This is a genomic window from Actinokineospora sp. PR83, assembly GCF_021056305.1.
GTDB lineage: Bacteria > Actinomycetota > Actinomycetes > Mycobacteriales > Pseudonocardiaceae > Actinokineospora > Actinokineospora spheciospongiae.
Genome location: NZ_JAJCXD010000007.1, coordinates 1 through 14783, shown reverse-complemented (window position 1 = coordinate 14783; position 14783 = coordinate 1). Strand labels below are relative to the sequence as shown.

13 protein-coding genes and 1 pseudogene are annotated in these 14783 nt (G+C 73.5%); 11 read left to right on the top strand and 3 right to left on the bottom strand.

What is annotated here, in order from left to right; genetic code table 11:
• Window positions 1-40: 40 nt before the first annotated feature.
• The 11 genes from L6E12_RS02245 to L6E12_RS02195 all read left to right on the top strand — a co-directional run bounded on the left by L6E12_RS02245 (window position 41) and on the right by L6E12_RS02195 (window position 12793).
• Window positions 41-544 (top strand): DinB family protein, encoded by a 504-nt coding sequence (locus L6E12_RS02245; RefSeq protein WP_236226186.1) that lies wholly within the window; start codon window positions 41-43, stop codon window positions 542-544.
• A gap of 197 nt (window positions 545-741) precedes the next feature.
• A complete protein-coding gene (ftsZ, locus tag L6E12_RS02240) occupies window positions 742-2124 on the top strand; it encodes a cell division protein FtsZ (protein ID WP_236226185.1) in 1383 nt (460 codons plus the stop codon).
• 127 nt (window positions 2125-2251) lie between these two features.
• A complete protein-coding gene (gene pgeF, locus L6E12_RS02235; RefSeq protein ID WP_236226184.1) occupies window positions 2252-2959 on the top strand; it encodes a peptidoglycan editing factor PgeF in 708 nt (235 codons plus the stop codon).
• Entirely contained in the window at window positions 2956-3684 is a 729-nt protein-coding gene (locus L6E12_RS02230) for a YggS family pyridoxal phosphate-dependent enzyme (protein WP_236226183.1), read from the top strand. Before pgeF ends, L6E12_RS02230 begins: the two co-directional genes overlap by 4 nt.
• A gap of 102 nt (window positions 3685-3786) precedes the next feature.
• Window positions 3787-4443 (top strand): cell division protein SepF, encoded by a 657-nt coding sequence (locus tag L6E12_RS02225; protein ID WP_035280167.1) that lies wholly within the window; start codon window positions 3787-3789, stop codon window positions 4441-4443.
• A gap of 19 nt (window positions 4444-4462) precedes the next feature.
• Window positions 4463-4747 (top strand): YggT family protein, encoded by a 285-nt coding sequence (locus L6E12_RS02220; RefSeq protein WP_035280169.1) that lies wholly within the window; start codon window positions 4463-4465, stop codon window positions 4745-4747.
• Between the two features lie 46 nt (window positions 4748-4793).
• Window positions 4794-5624 (top strand): DivIVA domain-containing protein, encoded by an 831-nt coding sequence (locus L6E12_RS02215; RefSeq protein ID WP_236226182.1) that lies wholly within the window; start codon window positions 4794-4796, stop codon window positions 5622-5624.
• 76 nt (window positions 5625-5700) lie between these two features.
• Window positions 5701-6270, top strand: a complete 570-nt coding sequence (locus tag L6E12_RS02210) for a hypothetical protein (protein ID WP_236226181.1) — start codon at window positions 5701-5703, stop codon at window positions 6268-6270.
• A gap of 110 nt (window positions 6271-6380) precedes the next feature.
• The gene (locus L6E12_RS02205) at window positions 6381-7715 is read left to right on the top strand and encodes an MFS transporter (protein WP_236226180.1); all 1335 of its coding nucleotides are present in this window, start codon (window positions 6381-6383) and stop codon (window positions 7713-7715) included.
• A gap of 151 nt (window positions 7716-7866) precedes the next feature.
• Window positions 7867-11007, top strand: a complete 3141-nt coding sequence (gene ileS, locus L6E12_RS02200) for an isoleucine--tRNA ligase (protein WP_236226179.1) — start codon at window positions 7867-7869, stop codon at window positions 11005-11007.
• Window positions 11008-11164: 157 nt separating this feature from the next.
• Complete coding sequence (locus L6E12_RS02195) at window positions 11165-12793, top strand: penicillin-binding transpeptidase domain-containing protein (RefSeq protein WP_236226178.1); 1629 nt, start codon at window positions 11165-11167, stop codon at window positions 12791-12793.
• Between the two features lie 6 nt (window positions 12794-12799).
• Here the strand turns inward: L6E12_RS02195 and L6E12_RS02190 are convergent, their stop codons facing one another.
• The 3 genes and pseudogenes from L6E12_RS02190 to L6E12_RS02180 form a co-directional block, all read right to left on the bottom strand.
• The gene (locus tag L6E12_RS02190) at window positions 12800-13381 is read right to left on the bottom strand and encodes a class F sortase (protein WP_236226177.1); all 582 of its coding nucleotides are present in this window, start codon (window positions 13379-13381) and stop codon (window positions 12800-12802) included.
• Window positions 13378-14208, bottom strand: coding sequence for a DUF4397 domain-containing protein (locus L6E12_RS02185; protein WP_236226176.1), 831 nt, complete (start codon window positions 14206-14208; stop codon window positions 13378-13380). Before L6E12_RS02185 ends, L6E12_RS02190 begins: the two co-directional genes overlap by 4 nt.
• 21 nt (window positions 14209-14229) lie before the next feature.
• Window positions 14230-14783, bottom strand: a pseudogene (locus L6E12_RS02180) (glycosyl transferase); the annotation flags it as partial.

Genomic DNA, 14783 nt, shown 5'->3' with positions numbered 1-14783 from the left:
CGCTCGCGGAGTGTCGTACCCCCGCGCGAGACTGCGCGGCATGGCACAGGACGACACCCGGATCGACCCGCCGCGGGTGGCGGGCGACATCGACCAGATCAACGGTTTCCTCGACTACCTGCGCGGGTCCGTCGTGCTCAAGGCCGCGGGGTTGTCCGAGGAGGACGCGCGCCGCTCGGTGCTGCCCTCGCCGCTGATGACTGTCTCCGGGCTGCTGGCGCACCTGCGCTGGGTGGAGGCCTACTGGTTCGGCACCGTCCTCGACGGCAGGCCCGACCTGGCCCCCTACACCGACGAGGACCCGGACGCGGAGTTCCGCGGCGCCGTGGAGATCCCGCTGCGGAAGCTGGTCGACGACTACACCGCGCAGTGCGCCGACAGCCGCGCCGTCATCGCCGGGATCGGCCTCGACACCGTCGTGCCCTTCCGCGGCGAGGAGGTCAACGCGCGCTGGGTCCTGCTGCACATGATCGAGGAGACCGGCAGGCACGCTGGCCACCTCGACGTCATCCGGGAGCTGCTGGACGGCACCACCGGGGAGTGACCGGGCGGCGTACACCGCCGGGCGGGCACGTCCCGTGACCAACAACCGCGACACCGCACGGCGTGGCGGCTGGATACCGCGCGTCGCTATGCCTACCTTTCCTGTTAGTCCGGGGTTGACATAACTCTCACTCTCTGGTTGAGGTCGAGGGTTCCCGGGCCCGCACATGCAGGACCACTATCAGGAAGGCGGCTTCGATGACGCCCCCGCACAACTACCTCGCCGTGATAAAGGTCGTCGGCATCGGTGGCGGCGGCGTGAACGCCGTCAACCGCATGATCGAGGTCGGTCTCAAGGGTGTCGAGTTCATCGCGGTGAACACCGACGCGCAGGCGCTGCTGATGTCCGACGCCGACGTCAAGCTCGACATCGGCCGCGAGCTGACCCGCGGCCTCGGCGCGGGGGCCAACCCCGAGGTCGGCCACAAGGCCGCCGAGGACCACCGCGAGGAGATCGAGGAGGTCCTCAAGGGGGCCGACATGGTCTTCGTCACCGCGGGCGAGGGCGGCGGCACCGGCACCGGCGGCGCCCCGGTGGTCGCCTCGATCGCGCGCAAGCTCGGCGCGCTGACCATCGGCGTGGTCACCCGCCCGTTCTCCTTCGAGGGCAAGCGGCGGGCCAAGCAGGCCGAGGACGGCATCCAGGAGCTGCGCAACGAGTGCGACACGCTCATCGTGATCCCCAACGACCGGCTGCTGCAGCTCGGCGACGTCGGCGTCAGCCTGATGGACGCCTTCCGCTCCGCCGACGAGGTGCTGCTCTCCGGTGTCCAGGGCATCACCGACCTGATCACCACCCCGGGGCTGATCAACCTCGACTTCGCCGACGTGAAGAGCGTCATGTCCGGCGCGGGCAGCGCGCTGATGGGCATCGGCTCCGCCCGCGGTGAGGGCCGGGCGGTGCAGGCCGCGCAGAAGGCGATCAACTCGCCGCTGCTGGAGGCCTCCATGGACGGCGCGCACGGCGTGCTGCTGGCCATCGCCGGTGGCTCCGACCTGGGCCTGTTCGAGATCAACGAGTCCGCCTCGCTGGTGCAGGAGTCCGCGCACCCCGAGGCCAACATCATCTTCGGCACGGTCATCGACGACTCGCTCGGCGACGAGGTCCGGGTCACCGTGATCGCCGCCGGGTTCGACGCGGGCCAGCCCACGCACAAGAAGCTGGACCCCTCGGCCATCGGCTCGCGCCAGGCGACCCCCGCGCCCCAGGCCGAGCGCGCCCCGGAGCCGCCCGCCCCGGAGCCGCAGCAGGCCCCGCAGCAGCAGACCCCGGCGCCCGCGCAGTCCTCGGGCTACGGGCAGTCCCCGGCCCAGTCCGGCTCCGGGTACGGCCAGTCCAACCCCGGCTCCGGGTACGGGCAGTCCGGTTCGAACACCAACTCCGGGTACGGGCAGTCGAACTCCGGGTACGGCCAGCAGTCCTCGGGCTACACCCCGCCGGTCTCGGCCACCCCGCCCCCCGGCTCGGTGCCGCGCCCGCTGTCCGGCGCGGGCTCGCAGGGCAGCCTGCCCGGCCGCCCCGTGCCGGTGACCGACGACCCCGACGACGAGGTCGACGTGCCCCCCTTCATGCGCCGGTAACCCCCCCGGTCCCCACGTTTTCCCCGCGAACCCCGGCGTTCCCGCGCCGGGGTTCGCCGCATCGTCGGCCCACCCGGATAGGTTGTGGGCCGACATGCTCCGGACGTGATCGATGAGGAGTCACAGGGTGCGCATTCGCCGGGTGGTCACCACGCGCGAGGGCGGGGTCTCGCGGCCCCCCTACGACTCGTTCAACCTCGGCGGGCACGTCGGGGACGACCCGGCGGCGGTCCGGGCCAACCGCGAGCGGCTGGCCCGCGAGCTGGGGGTGCCCGAGGACCGGCTGGTGTGGATGGAGCAGGTGCACGGCCGCACCGCCCAGGTCGTCGACGGGCCGGTCACCGAACCGCTGGAGGCCACCGACGCCGTGGTCACCGCCGAGCCGGGGCTGGCCCTGGTCGTGCTCGTCGCCGACTGCGTGCCGGTCCTGCTGGGCGACCCGGTGGCCGGGGTCGTCGGCGCGGTGCACGCCGGGCGCGTCGGCGCCCGGGTCGGGGTGGTGCCCGCCGCGCTGGCGGCCATGCGCACCGCCGGGGCCGACGTGGCGCGGGTCGAGGTGCTGCTGGGGCCCGCGGTCTGCGGCGACTGCTACGAGGTGCCGCAGGCGATGCAGACCGACGTGGAGAAGCACCTGCCCGGCAGCGCCTGCCGCACCCGCCGCGGCACCCCGGGGCTGGACCTGCGCGCCGGGCTGTGGCGCCAGCTCGCCGACGCCGGGGTGGCCAGGATCGGCATCGACCCGCGGTGCACCAACGAGGAAGCCGCGCTGTTCAGTCACCGCAGGGAAGGGACCACTGGGCGATTGGCCGCGGTGACCTGGGTGGACCCCCGATGACCGACCGCGCCGCCGAGATCGCCGCCAACCTCGCCGAGGTCCGGGCCCGGATCGAGGCCGCCTGCGCCGCGGCGGGCCGCGACCCGGCGGGCGTGCGGCTGCTCGGGGTGAGCAAGACCTTCCCGGCCGAGGACGCGATCGCCCTCGCCGACCTCGGCGTGCTCGACCTGGCCGAGAACCGGGAGCAGGACGCAGGGCCCAAGGCCGCGCGGGTCGCCGAGCTGCGGCCGGACCTGCCGATCCGCTGGCACATGGTCGGGCAGTTGCAGCGCAACAAGGCGCGCGCGGTGGTGCGGTGGGCGGCCGAGGTCCAGTCCGTCGACTCCGCCCGGCTGGCCGCGGCACTGGCCAGGGCGGTGGGCAACGCCACGGCGGCGGGGGAGCGCGAGGGGCCGCTCGACGTCCTGCTCCAGGCGAGCATCGACGGCGACCCGGCCCGCGGCGGCTGCCCGCTCGACGACCTGCCCGCGCTCGCCGAGGAGGTGGTCGGGGCGCGTGATCTTCGCCTCCGCGGGATCATGGCGGTGGCCCCGCGCGGGGTGGAACCCGCGGCCGCCTTCGCGCGTCTTGCCAGTGCAGCGGAACGGCTGCGGGCCGAACACCCCCAGGCCACGGAGCTTTCCTGCGGCATGAGTAACGATCTTGAAGAGGCGATCGACTACGGGTCGACGTGCGTGCGTGTCGGAACCGCCCTCCTGGGGGGTCGCGGGCTAGCCTCCCCCTAACGGGGGTCTGGGAACCCGAACCCCGGAGTGACGGTTGAGACGTGTGAGGCGCGGGTAGGTCGTCTTGCGCGGGAGCCACGCCCGGGAGTCACGGAGGAAGCCATGAGTACGCTGCAGAAGTTGAAGGCCTACTTCGGGATGGTTCCTGCCGACGAACTCGACGACTACGACCTCGACGACTACGACCGGCGTGGCTACGGCCACCGCCCGGAGTACCTCGCCGACGACGAGTTCGACGAGTACACCCCCGGACGTGGCCGCCGCTCGGGGCGCTACCGTTCCGAGTCCGAGGTGGACGACGACTACGAGCCCGTCGAGCGGTTGCGACCGCGCGGCTGGTCGCCGCCGTCGGCCATCGGGTCGACCGTGTCCGCGGTCGCGGACACCTCGACCACCCAGGGAGCACTGGCCATGGATGCCCGCCGCGACGCGGCGCCCCGCCCCCGACCCAGCGAGCCGCCGGTCCCGACCGGCTACCCGCTCGGCCGGGTGGTCACGCTGCACCCGAGCAGCTACTACGAGGCCAGGACGATCGGCGAGCACTACCGCGACGGTCGCCCGGTGATCATGAACCTGACCGAGATGGAGGACGGCGACGCCAAGCGGCTCGTCGACTTCGCCGCCGGTCTGGCGTTCGCGCTGCGCGGCTCGATGGACAAGGTCACCAACAAGGTGTTCTTGATCTCACCCCCCAACGTCGACCCGACCGCCGAGGACAAGCGGCGGTTGGCCGAGGGCGGGTTCGCGGGTCGAAGCTGAGTAGTGGCAGAGTTGACCCGTGGAACCAGTGCGTCTCGCCGCTTATTGGGTGTTTTTCGCCTTCTGGCTGCTGCTGACCGCCCGTGTGGTGGTCGAGCTCGTCCGGACGTTCGCCAGGGAATGGCGACCGGCCGGTGGGGTTGCGGTGGCGCTGGAGACCATCTACACAGTGACCGACCCCCCGGTCAGACTCGTCCGTCGGCTCATCCCGACGGTGCGGATCGGGGGCGTGGGCCTGGACCTATCGATTATGGTGCTGCTGTTGGTCGTATTCATTCTGATGCGGCTGGCCTATCCCGGGTAACGGGGAACTTGGGTGCCTGCAGCCCTGGAGCGCGTGAGGTGATCAGATGTCGTTGACCCCCGCTGACGTGCACAACGTCGCGTTCAGCAAGCCTCCCATTGGCAAGCGGGGCTACAACGAGGACGAGGTGGACGCCTTCCTCGACTTGGTCGAGGTGGAGCTCTCCCGCCTGATCGAGGAGAACAACGACCTGCGTGCGCAGGTCGAGCAGCTCGACGCGCAGCTCGAATCCGCGCGAGCCGACCTCGACGACGCTCGTACGGGCGCCGCCCCGGCCGCCCCGGTCCGGGCCGTGGAGGAGCCGCGCAGGCTCAACCCGGTCCCGCCGCCCAGCGCGCTGGAGCAGACCAGCCCCGGTGGTGGCGGTGACCACCACGTGCAGGCCGCCAAGGTCCTGGGCTTGGCCCAGGAGATGGCGGACCGGCTGACCGGCGAGGCCAAGGCCGAGGCGGACACCATGCTGGCGGAGGCCCGGACCAAGTCCGAGCAGCTGCTCTCCGAGGCCCGCACGAAGTCGGACACCATGGTCAACGAGGCGCGCACGCGCGCCGAGACCATGCTCAACGACGCCCGCACCCGGGCCGACACGCTGGAGCGGCAGGCGCGCGAGAAGGCCACGTCGCTGGAGCGCGACGCCCAGCGGCAGCACACGGAGATCCTCGGCGCGGTGCAGGCGGAGCGCACCACGCTGGAGAAGAAGATCGACGAGCTGCGCACCTTCGAGCGCGAGTACCGCACCCGCCTGAAGACCTTCCTCGAGTCCAGCCTGCGCGAGCTCGGTGACCGCGGTTCCGCCGCGCCCACCTCCGAGGGCGCCCGGGCGGCAGCGGGGCAGCAGAGCGGTTACTCGTTCGGTCCCCGCGCCGAGGCGGGCTGAGCCGGAGTAGCCGGGACAGCGGCCCGCGGACCGGGACCGGTTCGCGGGCACGACGTCCCGGTGGGTGGGGTCAACAGTGCTGATCATCGTGTTGGTGCTGGTCCTGGTGGCGTTCGGCCTGCTGGTCGGCGCGCTCACCACGGCCAACACCCTGTTCGCGTGGATCTCGGTCGCGGTGAGCGTCGCCGCGGCGGCCATCCTCGTCGTCGACTGGGTGCGGTCCCGCCGCACGCGGTCCGCGGCGCGGTCCGCCCCGGCGGTGGCCGACGACCACCTCGACGACGAACCCGAGCCCGCGCGGGCGGCCGGGCCCGATCCGGTCCGGGACGGGTCCGGGGCAGGCGGAGCGGAACCCGAACCAGGTGCCGCCGGGGGGCCCGGGGACGAGCCCGCCGAGGAGGCCACCGACGCCTCCGACCTGCTGGTGGTGTCCGACCTCGACGCCGAGGTCCGGGTCCTCGACGAGCGACCGCGCTACCACCTGGGCCGGTGCTCGTTCATCGCGGGCAAGCCCTCGCTGACGCTGCCGGTCGCCGAGGCGCGCCAACTCGGCTTCACCCCCTGCGCGCTGTGCACGCCGGACGCCGTGCTGGCGGCCCGGCACCGCGAGGGCCGGGGCACCGAGCAGCCGAACGACGTAGGCTGACCAGCGTCCTGTGGACAACTCCCGACGCCGATCGGGAAATCTGGATAACCTCGGTTCCGTTCGGTTGAGCCGAGGAATCCGGGGGTTTCCATGTCGACGTGGTGCTCGTCATGTCCGTGACCACAGCCACACCCAAGCTCGGTGGGGACTTCCACCGCCTGTGGTTCGCGTCCCTGGCCACCAACCTCGGCGACGGTGTCGCCTTGGCGGCCGGGCCGCTGCTGGTGGCGGGCCTCACGCGTGACCCGGCACTGGTCGGCATGGCCGTGTTCGTGCAGCAACTGCCGTGGTTGCTGCTGTCGCTGTTCAGCGGCGCGCTCGTCGACCGGCTCGACCGGCGGCGCCTGGTCGTCGCGGTCAACCTGGTGCGCGCCGCCGTCCTCGGCGCGCTCACCGCCGCCATCGCCACCGGGCACGTGTCCATCCCGGTGGTCTACGCGGCGTTCTTCCTGCTCGGCACCGCCGAGACCCTCGCGGACACCGCCTCGGGGGCGTTGGTCCCCGCGGTCGTCCCGGTCGAGGCCCTGCCCGCCGCGAACGCTCGGCTCACCGGGGTCCACCTGCTGGGCAACCAGTTCGCCGGACCGCCGCTCGGCGCAGCGATCTTCGTGTTCAGCGCAGCGCTGCCGTTCGGGGTCAACGCGGCCACCTTCCTCGTCGGGGCGCTGCTGGTGCGCAGCCTGCGCCACCGCGCCGTGCCGCCCGACCCGGCCGGGCGGCGCCCGATGCGGCAGGAGATCGCCGAGGGGGTGCGGTGGCTGCTGGCCCACCGGTTGCTGCGGATGTTCTTCGTCTGCCTGTTCTTCATGAACCTCACCCTGATGGGCGCCTTGTCGATCATGGTGCTCTACGCGACCGAGCGGCTGGGCCTGCCCGCGATCGGGTTCGGTCTGCTCACGACGGTGATGGCGGTCGGCGGGCTGCTCGGCGCGGTGGCCGCGAGCCGGTTGATCCGCCGCTTCGGGGAGAGCCCGCTGATGCGGGTGGGCCTGCTCATCGAGACCGCCACCCACTTCGTCCTCGCCACCACCCGGTCGGCGTGGGTCGTGGGCGTGGTCCTGTTCGCCTTCGGCGTGCACGGCGTGGTGTGGGGCACGATCATCGCCGCCGTCCGCCAGCGGGTGGTGCCCGACCGGTTGCGCGGCCGGGTCGGCAGCGTGTCGATGCTGCTGTCGATCGGGGGCGCCGCCCTCGGCTCGCTGAGCGGCGGGCTGCTGGCCAAGGCGTTCGGGCTGACCGCCCCGTTCTGGACCGCCGGGGTCGCGATGGTCGTGCTGACCGCGGTGGCCTGGCGCGGGTTCGGGCCCGCGGCGTTCCGCGAGCAGGCTCCCGGGAACCCGGTTGCGGACACGCAGTACCCTGGGGGTACAGACGTCGATCCGGCCATCACCGGGGAGTCTCCGGAAGAACGGGCCTGCGCTCCGCCAGGGGAGCGGCCCCAGTAGAACCGGACGGGACCGGCCCGTGACAGCCGGGTACGAGAGGTCACCGGGTTCCCGGTGGCAAGCGGGGTGGTACCGCGGCGCGGACCGGCGCAGGACCGGGACGGGTCGTCCCCGCGTGGGTCCGACCGATCTCGTACGAGGAGTGCCACCCATGGGTTACCCCAAGGCGACCAGTTCCGCCGCCGGGGACGCCGTCCCGGCGCAGCCGTCCTTCCCCGCCCTCGAGACCACCGTGCTCGACTACTGGGCTCGGGACAACACGTTCCAGGCCACTGTGGACGCCCGGCCCGCGGGCGACGACGGGGACAACGAGTTCGTCTTCTACGACGGCCCGCCCTTCGCCAACGGCCTGCCGCACTACGGGCACCTGCTGACCGGCTACGTCAAGGACGTCGTGCCGCGCTACCAGACCATGCGCGGCCGCCACGTCGAGCGCCGCTTCGGCTGGGACACCCACGGCCTGCCCGCCGAGGTGGAGGCGGAGAAGCAGCTCGGGTTCTCGTCGAAGAGCGACATCGAGGCGTTCGGGATCGAGAAGTTCAACGACGCCTGCCGCACCTCGGTCATGCGGTACGCCGACTCGTGGCGGGCGTACGTGACCCGGCAGGCGCGCTGGGTGGACTTCGACAACGACTACAAGACCCTCGACCTGGACTACATGGAAAGCGTCATGTGGGCCTTCAAGTCCTTGTACGACAAGGGCTTGGTGTACGAGGGCTTCCGGGTGCTCTGGTACTGCTGGCGCTGCGAGACGCCGCTGTCCAACACCGAGACGAAGATGGACGACACCTACCGCGACCGGCAGGACCCGGCCGTCACGGTGGGCCTGCGGCTGCGCGCGCCCGGCACCGACCTCGACGGCGTGCAGGCCCTGGTGTGGACGACGACCCCGTGGACGCTGCCGTCGAACCTGGCCGCCGCGGTCAACCCGGAGGTCGACTACGCCGTCGTGGAGAGCGCCGGTACCCGGTACCTGCTCGCCGAGGCGCGGGTCGCCGCGTACGCCCGCGAACTGGGGGAGGACCTGCCGGTCCTGGCCCGGTACCGGGGCAGCGACCTGGTGGGGACGCGGTACCAGCCGCCGTTCGACTTCTTCGCCGGTCGGGAGAACGCCCACCAGGTGCTGGCCGCCGACTACGTCACCACCGACGACGGCACCGGTGTCGTGCACATCGCGCCCGCCTTCGGTGAGGAGGACAAGGTCGTCACCGACGCCGCCGGGATCGAAGTGGTGGTCCCGGTCGACAGCCACGGCCGGTTCACCGCGGAGGTGCCGCCGTACGCGGGCGTGCACGTCTTCGAGGCCAACAAGCAGATCATCCGCGACTTGAAGGACAGCGGCGCTCTGTTGAGGCATGAAACCTACAACCACCCGTACCCGCACTGCTGGCGCTGCGACAACCCGCTGATCCAGCGCGCGGTGTCGTCCTGGTTCGTCGCGGTCAGCACGTTCAAGGACCGCATGGTCGAGCTGAACCAGCAGATCAACTGGGTGCCCGGGCACATCAAGGACGGCCAGTTCGGCAAGTGGCTGGACAACGCCCGCGACTGGAACATCTCCCGCAACCGGTTCTGGGGTTCCCCGATCCCGGTGTGGGTCTCCGACGACCCCGCGTACCCGCGGGTGGACGTCTACGGCTCGCTCGACGACCTGGAGCGCGACTTCGGCACCCGGCCGACGGACCTGCACCGGCCGACCATCGACGAGCTGACCCGGCCCAACCCGGACGACCCCACGGGCGCGTCCACCATGCGCCGGGTGCCGGAGGTGCTCGACTGCTGGTTCGAGTCGGGTTCGATGTCCTTCGCCCAGGTGCACTACCCGTTCGAGAACCGCGAGTGGTTCGAGGACCACTACCCGGGTGACTTCATCGTCGAGTACAACGGGCAGACCCGCGGCTGGTTCTACACGCTGCACGTGCTCGCCACCGCCCTGTTCGACCGGCCCGCGTTCACCAACTGCGTGGCGCACGGCATCGTGCTGGGCGACGACGGGCAGAAGATGTCCAAGTCGCGCAAGAACTACCCGGACGTCAACGAGGTCTTCGACCGCGACGGCTCCGACGCCATGCGGTGGTTCCTCATGGCCAGCCCGATCCTGCGCGGCGGCGACCTGGTCGTCACCGAGCGGGGCATCCGCGACGCGGTGCGCCAGGCGGTGCTGCCGCTGTGGAACTCCTGGTATTTCCTCGCCCTCTACGCCAACGCCGAGGGAAAGGAGGGCACCTGGCGGACCGACTCGCCGCACGTGCTCGACCGCTACGCGCTGGCCAAGACCCGGCAGTTGGTCGAGTCGGTGACCGCGGCGCTGGACACCTACGACATCTCCGGGGCGTGCCAGTCGGTGCGCGAGTACCTGGAGGTGCTGACCAACTGGTACGTCCGCCGCTCGCGGGACCGCTTCTGGGCCGGTGACACCGACGCGATCGACACCCTGCACACCGTGCTGGAGGTCGTCTCCCGGCTGGCCGCGCCGCTGCTGCCGCTGACCACCGAGGAGGTGTGGCGGGGCCTGACCGGTGGCCGCTCGGTGCACCTGGCCGACTGGCCGGACGCCGAGGCGCTGCCCGCCGACGACGCCCTGGTCGCGGGCATGGACCGGGTGCGGCAGGTGTGTTCGTCGGCGCTGGCGCTGCGCAAGGCCAACCGGCTGCGGGTGCGGCTGCCGCTGGCGAAGCTGCTGGTGGCCGCCGAGGACGCGGCGGTGCTGGAGCCGTTCACGTCGCTGATCTCCGACGAGGTCAACGTCAAGGCGGTCGAGCTGACCACCGACGTGGCCGCGCACGGCCGGTTCGAGCTGGCGGTCAACGCCCGCGCCTGCGGGCCGCGGCTGGGCAAGGACGTGCAGAAGGTCATCAAGGCGGTCAAGGCCGGGGAGTGGAGCACCACCGACGCCGGTGCCGTGGTGGCTGCCGGGGTGGAGCTGCTCGACGGCGAGTACGACCGGCGCCTGGTCGCGGTGGACGCCGGGGCGACCGCCGAGCTGCCCGGCAGCTCCGGGCTGGTCGTGCTGGACACCGAGGTCACCCCGGAGCTGGCCGCCGAGGGCCTGGCCCGCGACCTGATCCGGGTCGTGCAGCAGGCCCGCCGCGACGCCGGGCTCCAGGTGTCGGACCGGATCGCGCTGACCGTCGACGCCCCCGGGGAGGTGCTCGCTGCGGTGCGCGTGCACGAGGCGTTCGTGGCGGGGGAGACCCTGGCCGACTCGGTCGCCTACGCCCTGGTCGAGAACGGTTCCGCCGGGACCGTGGGCGACGGTGTGCAGGTCCGCGTGGACGTCCGGCGCGTCTGACCGGACCCGTTCGACGGCGGGGGCGCCCAGTGGGGGCGCCCCCGCCGTTGTGCGTTCGTCACCACAGGAACTGGTCCGGTCCCCCGGCGGCCGGCACGCTGGGGGGCAGCGCGACGTCCGCGCGTCGGGGGTACTGGGGTTCCACTGGGGGTTTCGCGTGTCCGAGACGCGCAAGCGCTGGATACTGTCCATCGGCGGTGCCGCCGTCCTGGCGGTCGTCCTGCTCGCCTGGTTCGTGCTGTTGCCCGACGCGCGGCCGTCGCCTGCACCGCCGGACAGGGCTGCGGCGCAGGGCCAAGCCGCTGTTCCGCTCACGGCGGCGCAGACCGCGCAGGCGTTCCTCGACCGGGTCCGCCGGGGTGATCACGCGGGCGCAGGTGCCCTGACCGACAACACCCCCGCCGCCACCCAGGCACTGGCCGACACCCGCACCGCCCTGGGTGCGCAGGGCGTGGTGTTCGCCCTGAACCCGGTGGAGCCCGCCGCGGGCGCGGTGGAGGCGCAGGAGGCGTTCACCACGACCTGGACCCTCCAGTCCGGCAAGGCGTGGACGTACTCCAACACCCTCCGCGTGGTCCGCGCGGGCGAGACCTGGCTGGTGGCCTGGACGCCCGCGGTCATCCACCCGCAGCTCGCCGCCGGGCAGCGGCTCGCCCACCTGGCCGCCCAGCAGAACAGCGTCGCCGTCGTCGGCGCGGGCGGTGCCCCGCTGTTCACCTGGTCCGGGAGCGACCTGGCCCCGGTGGGGGACACGCGGGTGGACCCGACGCTGGCGAGCGCGATCAAGAAGGGCGCCACCCCGGCGACCGGGGCGGGCGACGGCGTGGTGGCCGTGGTCGACGCGAACGGCGCGCCGGTGGCCACGCTGTTCGGGACCGCGCCGCCGCCCGCCGCACCGGTGGCGACGACCCTGGACCCGAAGGTCCAGGCCGCCGCGAACGCCGCCGTCGCGGGCGCGGGGAAGCCGACCACCCTGGTCGCCCTGCGCCCCTCCACCGGCGGCATCCTCGCCGTCGCCACCGCGGGCGGCTCCGACGGCGCCCGCGCGTTCAGCGGCCTCTACCCGCCGGGCTCCACGTTCAAGGTCGTCACCGCCGACGCCGTGCTCAGCGCGGGCGCGGCGACCACCGACACCGTGCTGCCCTGCCCCGGCACGCAGACCATCGGCACCCGCACCATCCGCAACGCCGACTTCGACCTGGGCGCGGTGCCGCTGCACACGGCGTTCGCCCAGTCCTGCAACACCACCTTCGCCGCGCTCGCGGGCGACCTGCCCGCCGACGCGCTGCCCACCGCCGCGGCCCGGTTCGGCCTGGCCGCGGACTTCTCGGTGCCCGGCCTCAACACCCAGACCGGGCGCGTGCCACCGGCCGGGGACCGCTCCGAGCAGGTGGAGAACAGCATCGGCCAGGGCACCGTGCGGGTCAGCCCGTTCGGCATGGCGCTGGTCTCGGCCACCGTCGCGCACGGCGGCGCGGTCACCCCGCGGCTGTTCACGGGCGTCGACACGACCGTCAACACCGGCTACCGGGGCCCGGCGGTGGCGACCGTGCGGTCCCTGCGCACCATGATGCGCGAGGTGGTCACCACCGGCCGGGCCACGGCGCTGGCGAAGTACGGCGCCTCCGGCAAGACCGGCACCGCCCAGTTCGGCGACGGCAGCCAGGCACACGGCTGGTTCACCGGCTACCGGGGCGACGTGGCGTTCGCCGTCCTGGTCGAGGACGCGGGCGCGGCGGCCCCCGCCGTGGACGTCACCGGTCGCTTCCTGGCCGGGCTGGGGTGACCCGGTTCAGCCCGCCCAGCGGACCGAGGCGAACACCACCACGTTGTCCTCATAGGACCGGCGGGCGCGGTCGAACGCGCCGCCGCAGGTGATCAGCCGCAGCGCCGCCCCCGGCACCGGGTCGTAGACGGCGTCGGTCGGGAAGGCGTCCTTGGGGTACCGGCGCACCTCGTCGACGGTGAACACCGCTGCCGCGCCGTCGGAGCGGTGCACGGTGACCCGGTCGCCCGGTTCGAGTTCGCGCAGGCGGGAGAAGACGGCCGGGCCCGCCCGGGAGTCGACGTGGCCGGCGAGCACCGCGGGCCCGACGTCGCCCGGGGCGGTCCCGTCGGCGTACCAGCCGACCCTGGCGAAGTCGGCGGGCGGTTCCAGTTCGCCAGCCGCGCCGAGCCGCAGCGGGACCACTTCCCGCTCGGCGACCCCGATGGCGGGGATCTCCAGCCCCACCGGCGACACCCGCGCCGCTGCGATCGGCTCCGGGGGCGGGGCGGACGGCGGTGCGGTGGCGGGCGGTGCCACCGGGAGCGCGGGCGCGCAGCCGGTGACCGCCGCCAACACCAGGAGGACCGCCGCGGCGCGCTTCCTCACCCCCGCGCCCGGGCGCGGAACCGCAGCGCGGCGCCCGCGCCCGCCGCCGCGAGCAGGGACAACGCCGCCAGCAGTCCCACCGGCGAGTCCACAGTGGAGGTTCCGCCCGCGCCGGCTTCCACCCCCAGCAGGGGTTTGACCTCCGGGCCCGCGCTGTCGGTGAGCGGTGTGCCCTTGAGCGCGCCGTCGGCCTCGGTCACCAGCAGCGTCGTCGAGGTGCCCGCGCGGACGTCGACCTGCGTCGGGGCCCGCCCGGCGGACCCGCTCAGCACCACGTCGTAGCGGCCCGGCGGCAGGTCCCAGTACGGGGTGGTCATGCCGTAGGAGGCGTCGGCGGCGAGCGGGGTGGTCGTGCCGACCACCTCGACCGTCACCGGGGCGAGCGCGGCGGTGCCCTGCACCACCCGGACCCGGCCCGCGCCCGACTCCGGCCTGCCCAGGTCGTCGGTGACCAGGTCGCCGCGCAGCGAACCACCGGGGCCGGTGGCGAAGACCAGCAGCGAGTGGGCGGTGGCGGCGGTGATGTCCACGGTCGCGGTCAGCGCGGGCGGGGAGGTCGGCGCGGCGTCGGCCGGGCGCATGGCCACGGTGTACGCGCCCGCGCGCAGCGCGGAGTACGGGGTGACCGCGCCGTACCCGGCCTTGCGGACCACCACCTGCTCGGCGCGGCCGAAGGCGGCGAGGTAGATGTCGACCGGTGGCGCCTCGGGGGCGAGGTGGCCCAGGCGCACCCAGCCCAGGTCGGGGCCGGGGGCGGCCCGGGCGGTGGGTGGGGCGCAGGCGAGGAGGAGGACCGCCGCAACGAGCGGTGCTGTCCGACGCGACATCGTCGGTGTTCCTTTCGGGGTTCAGGGAGGTGGGTCGAACGGGGCGAGCAGCCCGGCGGGTGCCCCGGGCGGGTAGCGGACCAGGACGCCCTCGGCGGTGCTGGTCACGGACAGGGGCCGGTAGGCGCCGCGCTGGCCCGCGAAGTACAGGGCGACCTGGTCGGCCTGCTCCCCGGCGGCGGCGACCAGCAGTTGGCGGCGGGGTTGCCCGGCCGCGTCCTCGCCAGGCACCGCGGGCAGCGCGGTGACCCGCACCGGTCGCGACGAGGTGAGCCCGGCGAGGACGGTCAGCACCCTGGGGTCGACGCGACCCGTCCGCAGCAGGGCGGTGACGTCGGGGCGCGCGGTGAGCCGCGGTGAGTCGGCCAGCGCGGATCCCGCGTGCCTGCGGGCGCCGGTCTCCCCGGCCGCGCCCCGGCCCGGCGCCCCGGGCCGGTCGACCTCGACCCGCTCGGGGCCGGTGCCGAACACCGCCACGGTCTCCCCGCCCGGGACCGCGCCCCGCGCGCGCAGCGCCGGGGTCAGCAGCACCCAGGCGTCGGGCGGCGGTTCGCCCGCGGCGGCGCGGGTGGTCA

What these genes read in the sequence shown, in the direction of transcription:
- L6E12_RS02245 (WP_236226186.1), top strand. Translation starts at nt 41, where the DNA reads ATGGCACAGGACGACACCCGGATCGACCCGCCGCGGGTGGCGGGCGAC.
- ftsZ (WP_236226185.1), top strand. Translation starts at nt 742, where the DNA reads ATGACGCCCCCGCACAACTACCTCGCCGTGATAAAGGTCGTCGGCATC.
- L6E12_RS02230 (WP_236226183.1), top strand. Translation starts at nt 2,956, where the DNA reads ATGACCGACCGCGCCGCCGAGATCGCCGCCAACCTCGCCGAGGTCCGG.
- L6E12_RS02225 (WP_035280167.1), top strand. Translation starts at nt 3,787, where the DNA reads ATGAGTACGCTGCAGAAGTTGAAGGCCTACTTCGGGATGGTTCCTGCC.
- L6E12_RS02215 (WP_236226182.1), top strand. Translation starts at nt 4,794, where the DNA reads ATGTCGTTGACCCCCGCTGACGTGCACAACGTCGCGTTCAGCAAGCCT.
- L6E12_RS02205 (WP_236226180.1), top strand. Translation starts at nt 6,381, where the DNA reads ATGTCCGTGACCACAGCCACACCCAAGCTCGGTGGGGACTTCCACCGC.
- ileS (WP_236226179.1), top strand. Translation starts at nt 7,867, where the DNA reads ATGGGTTACCCCAAGGCGACCAGTTCCGCCGCCGGGGACGCCGTCCCG.
- L6E12_RS02185 (WP_236226176.1), bottom strand. Translation starts at nt 14,208, where the DNA reads ATGTCGCGTCGGACAGCACCGCTCGTTGCGGCGGTCCTCCTCCTCGCC.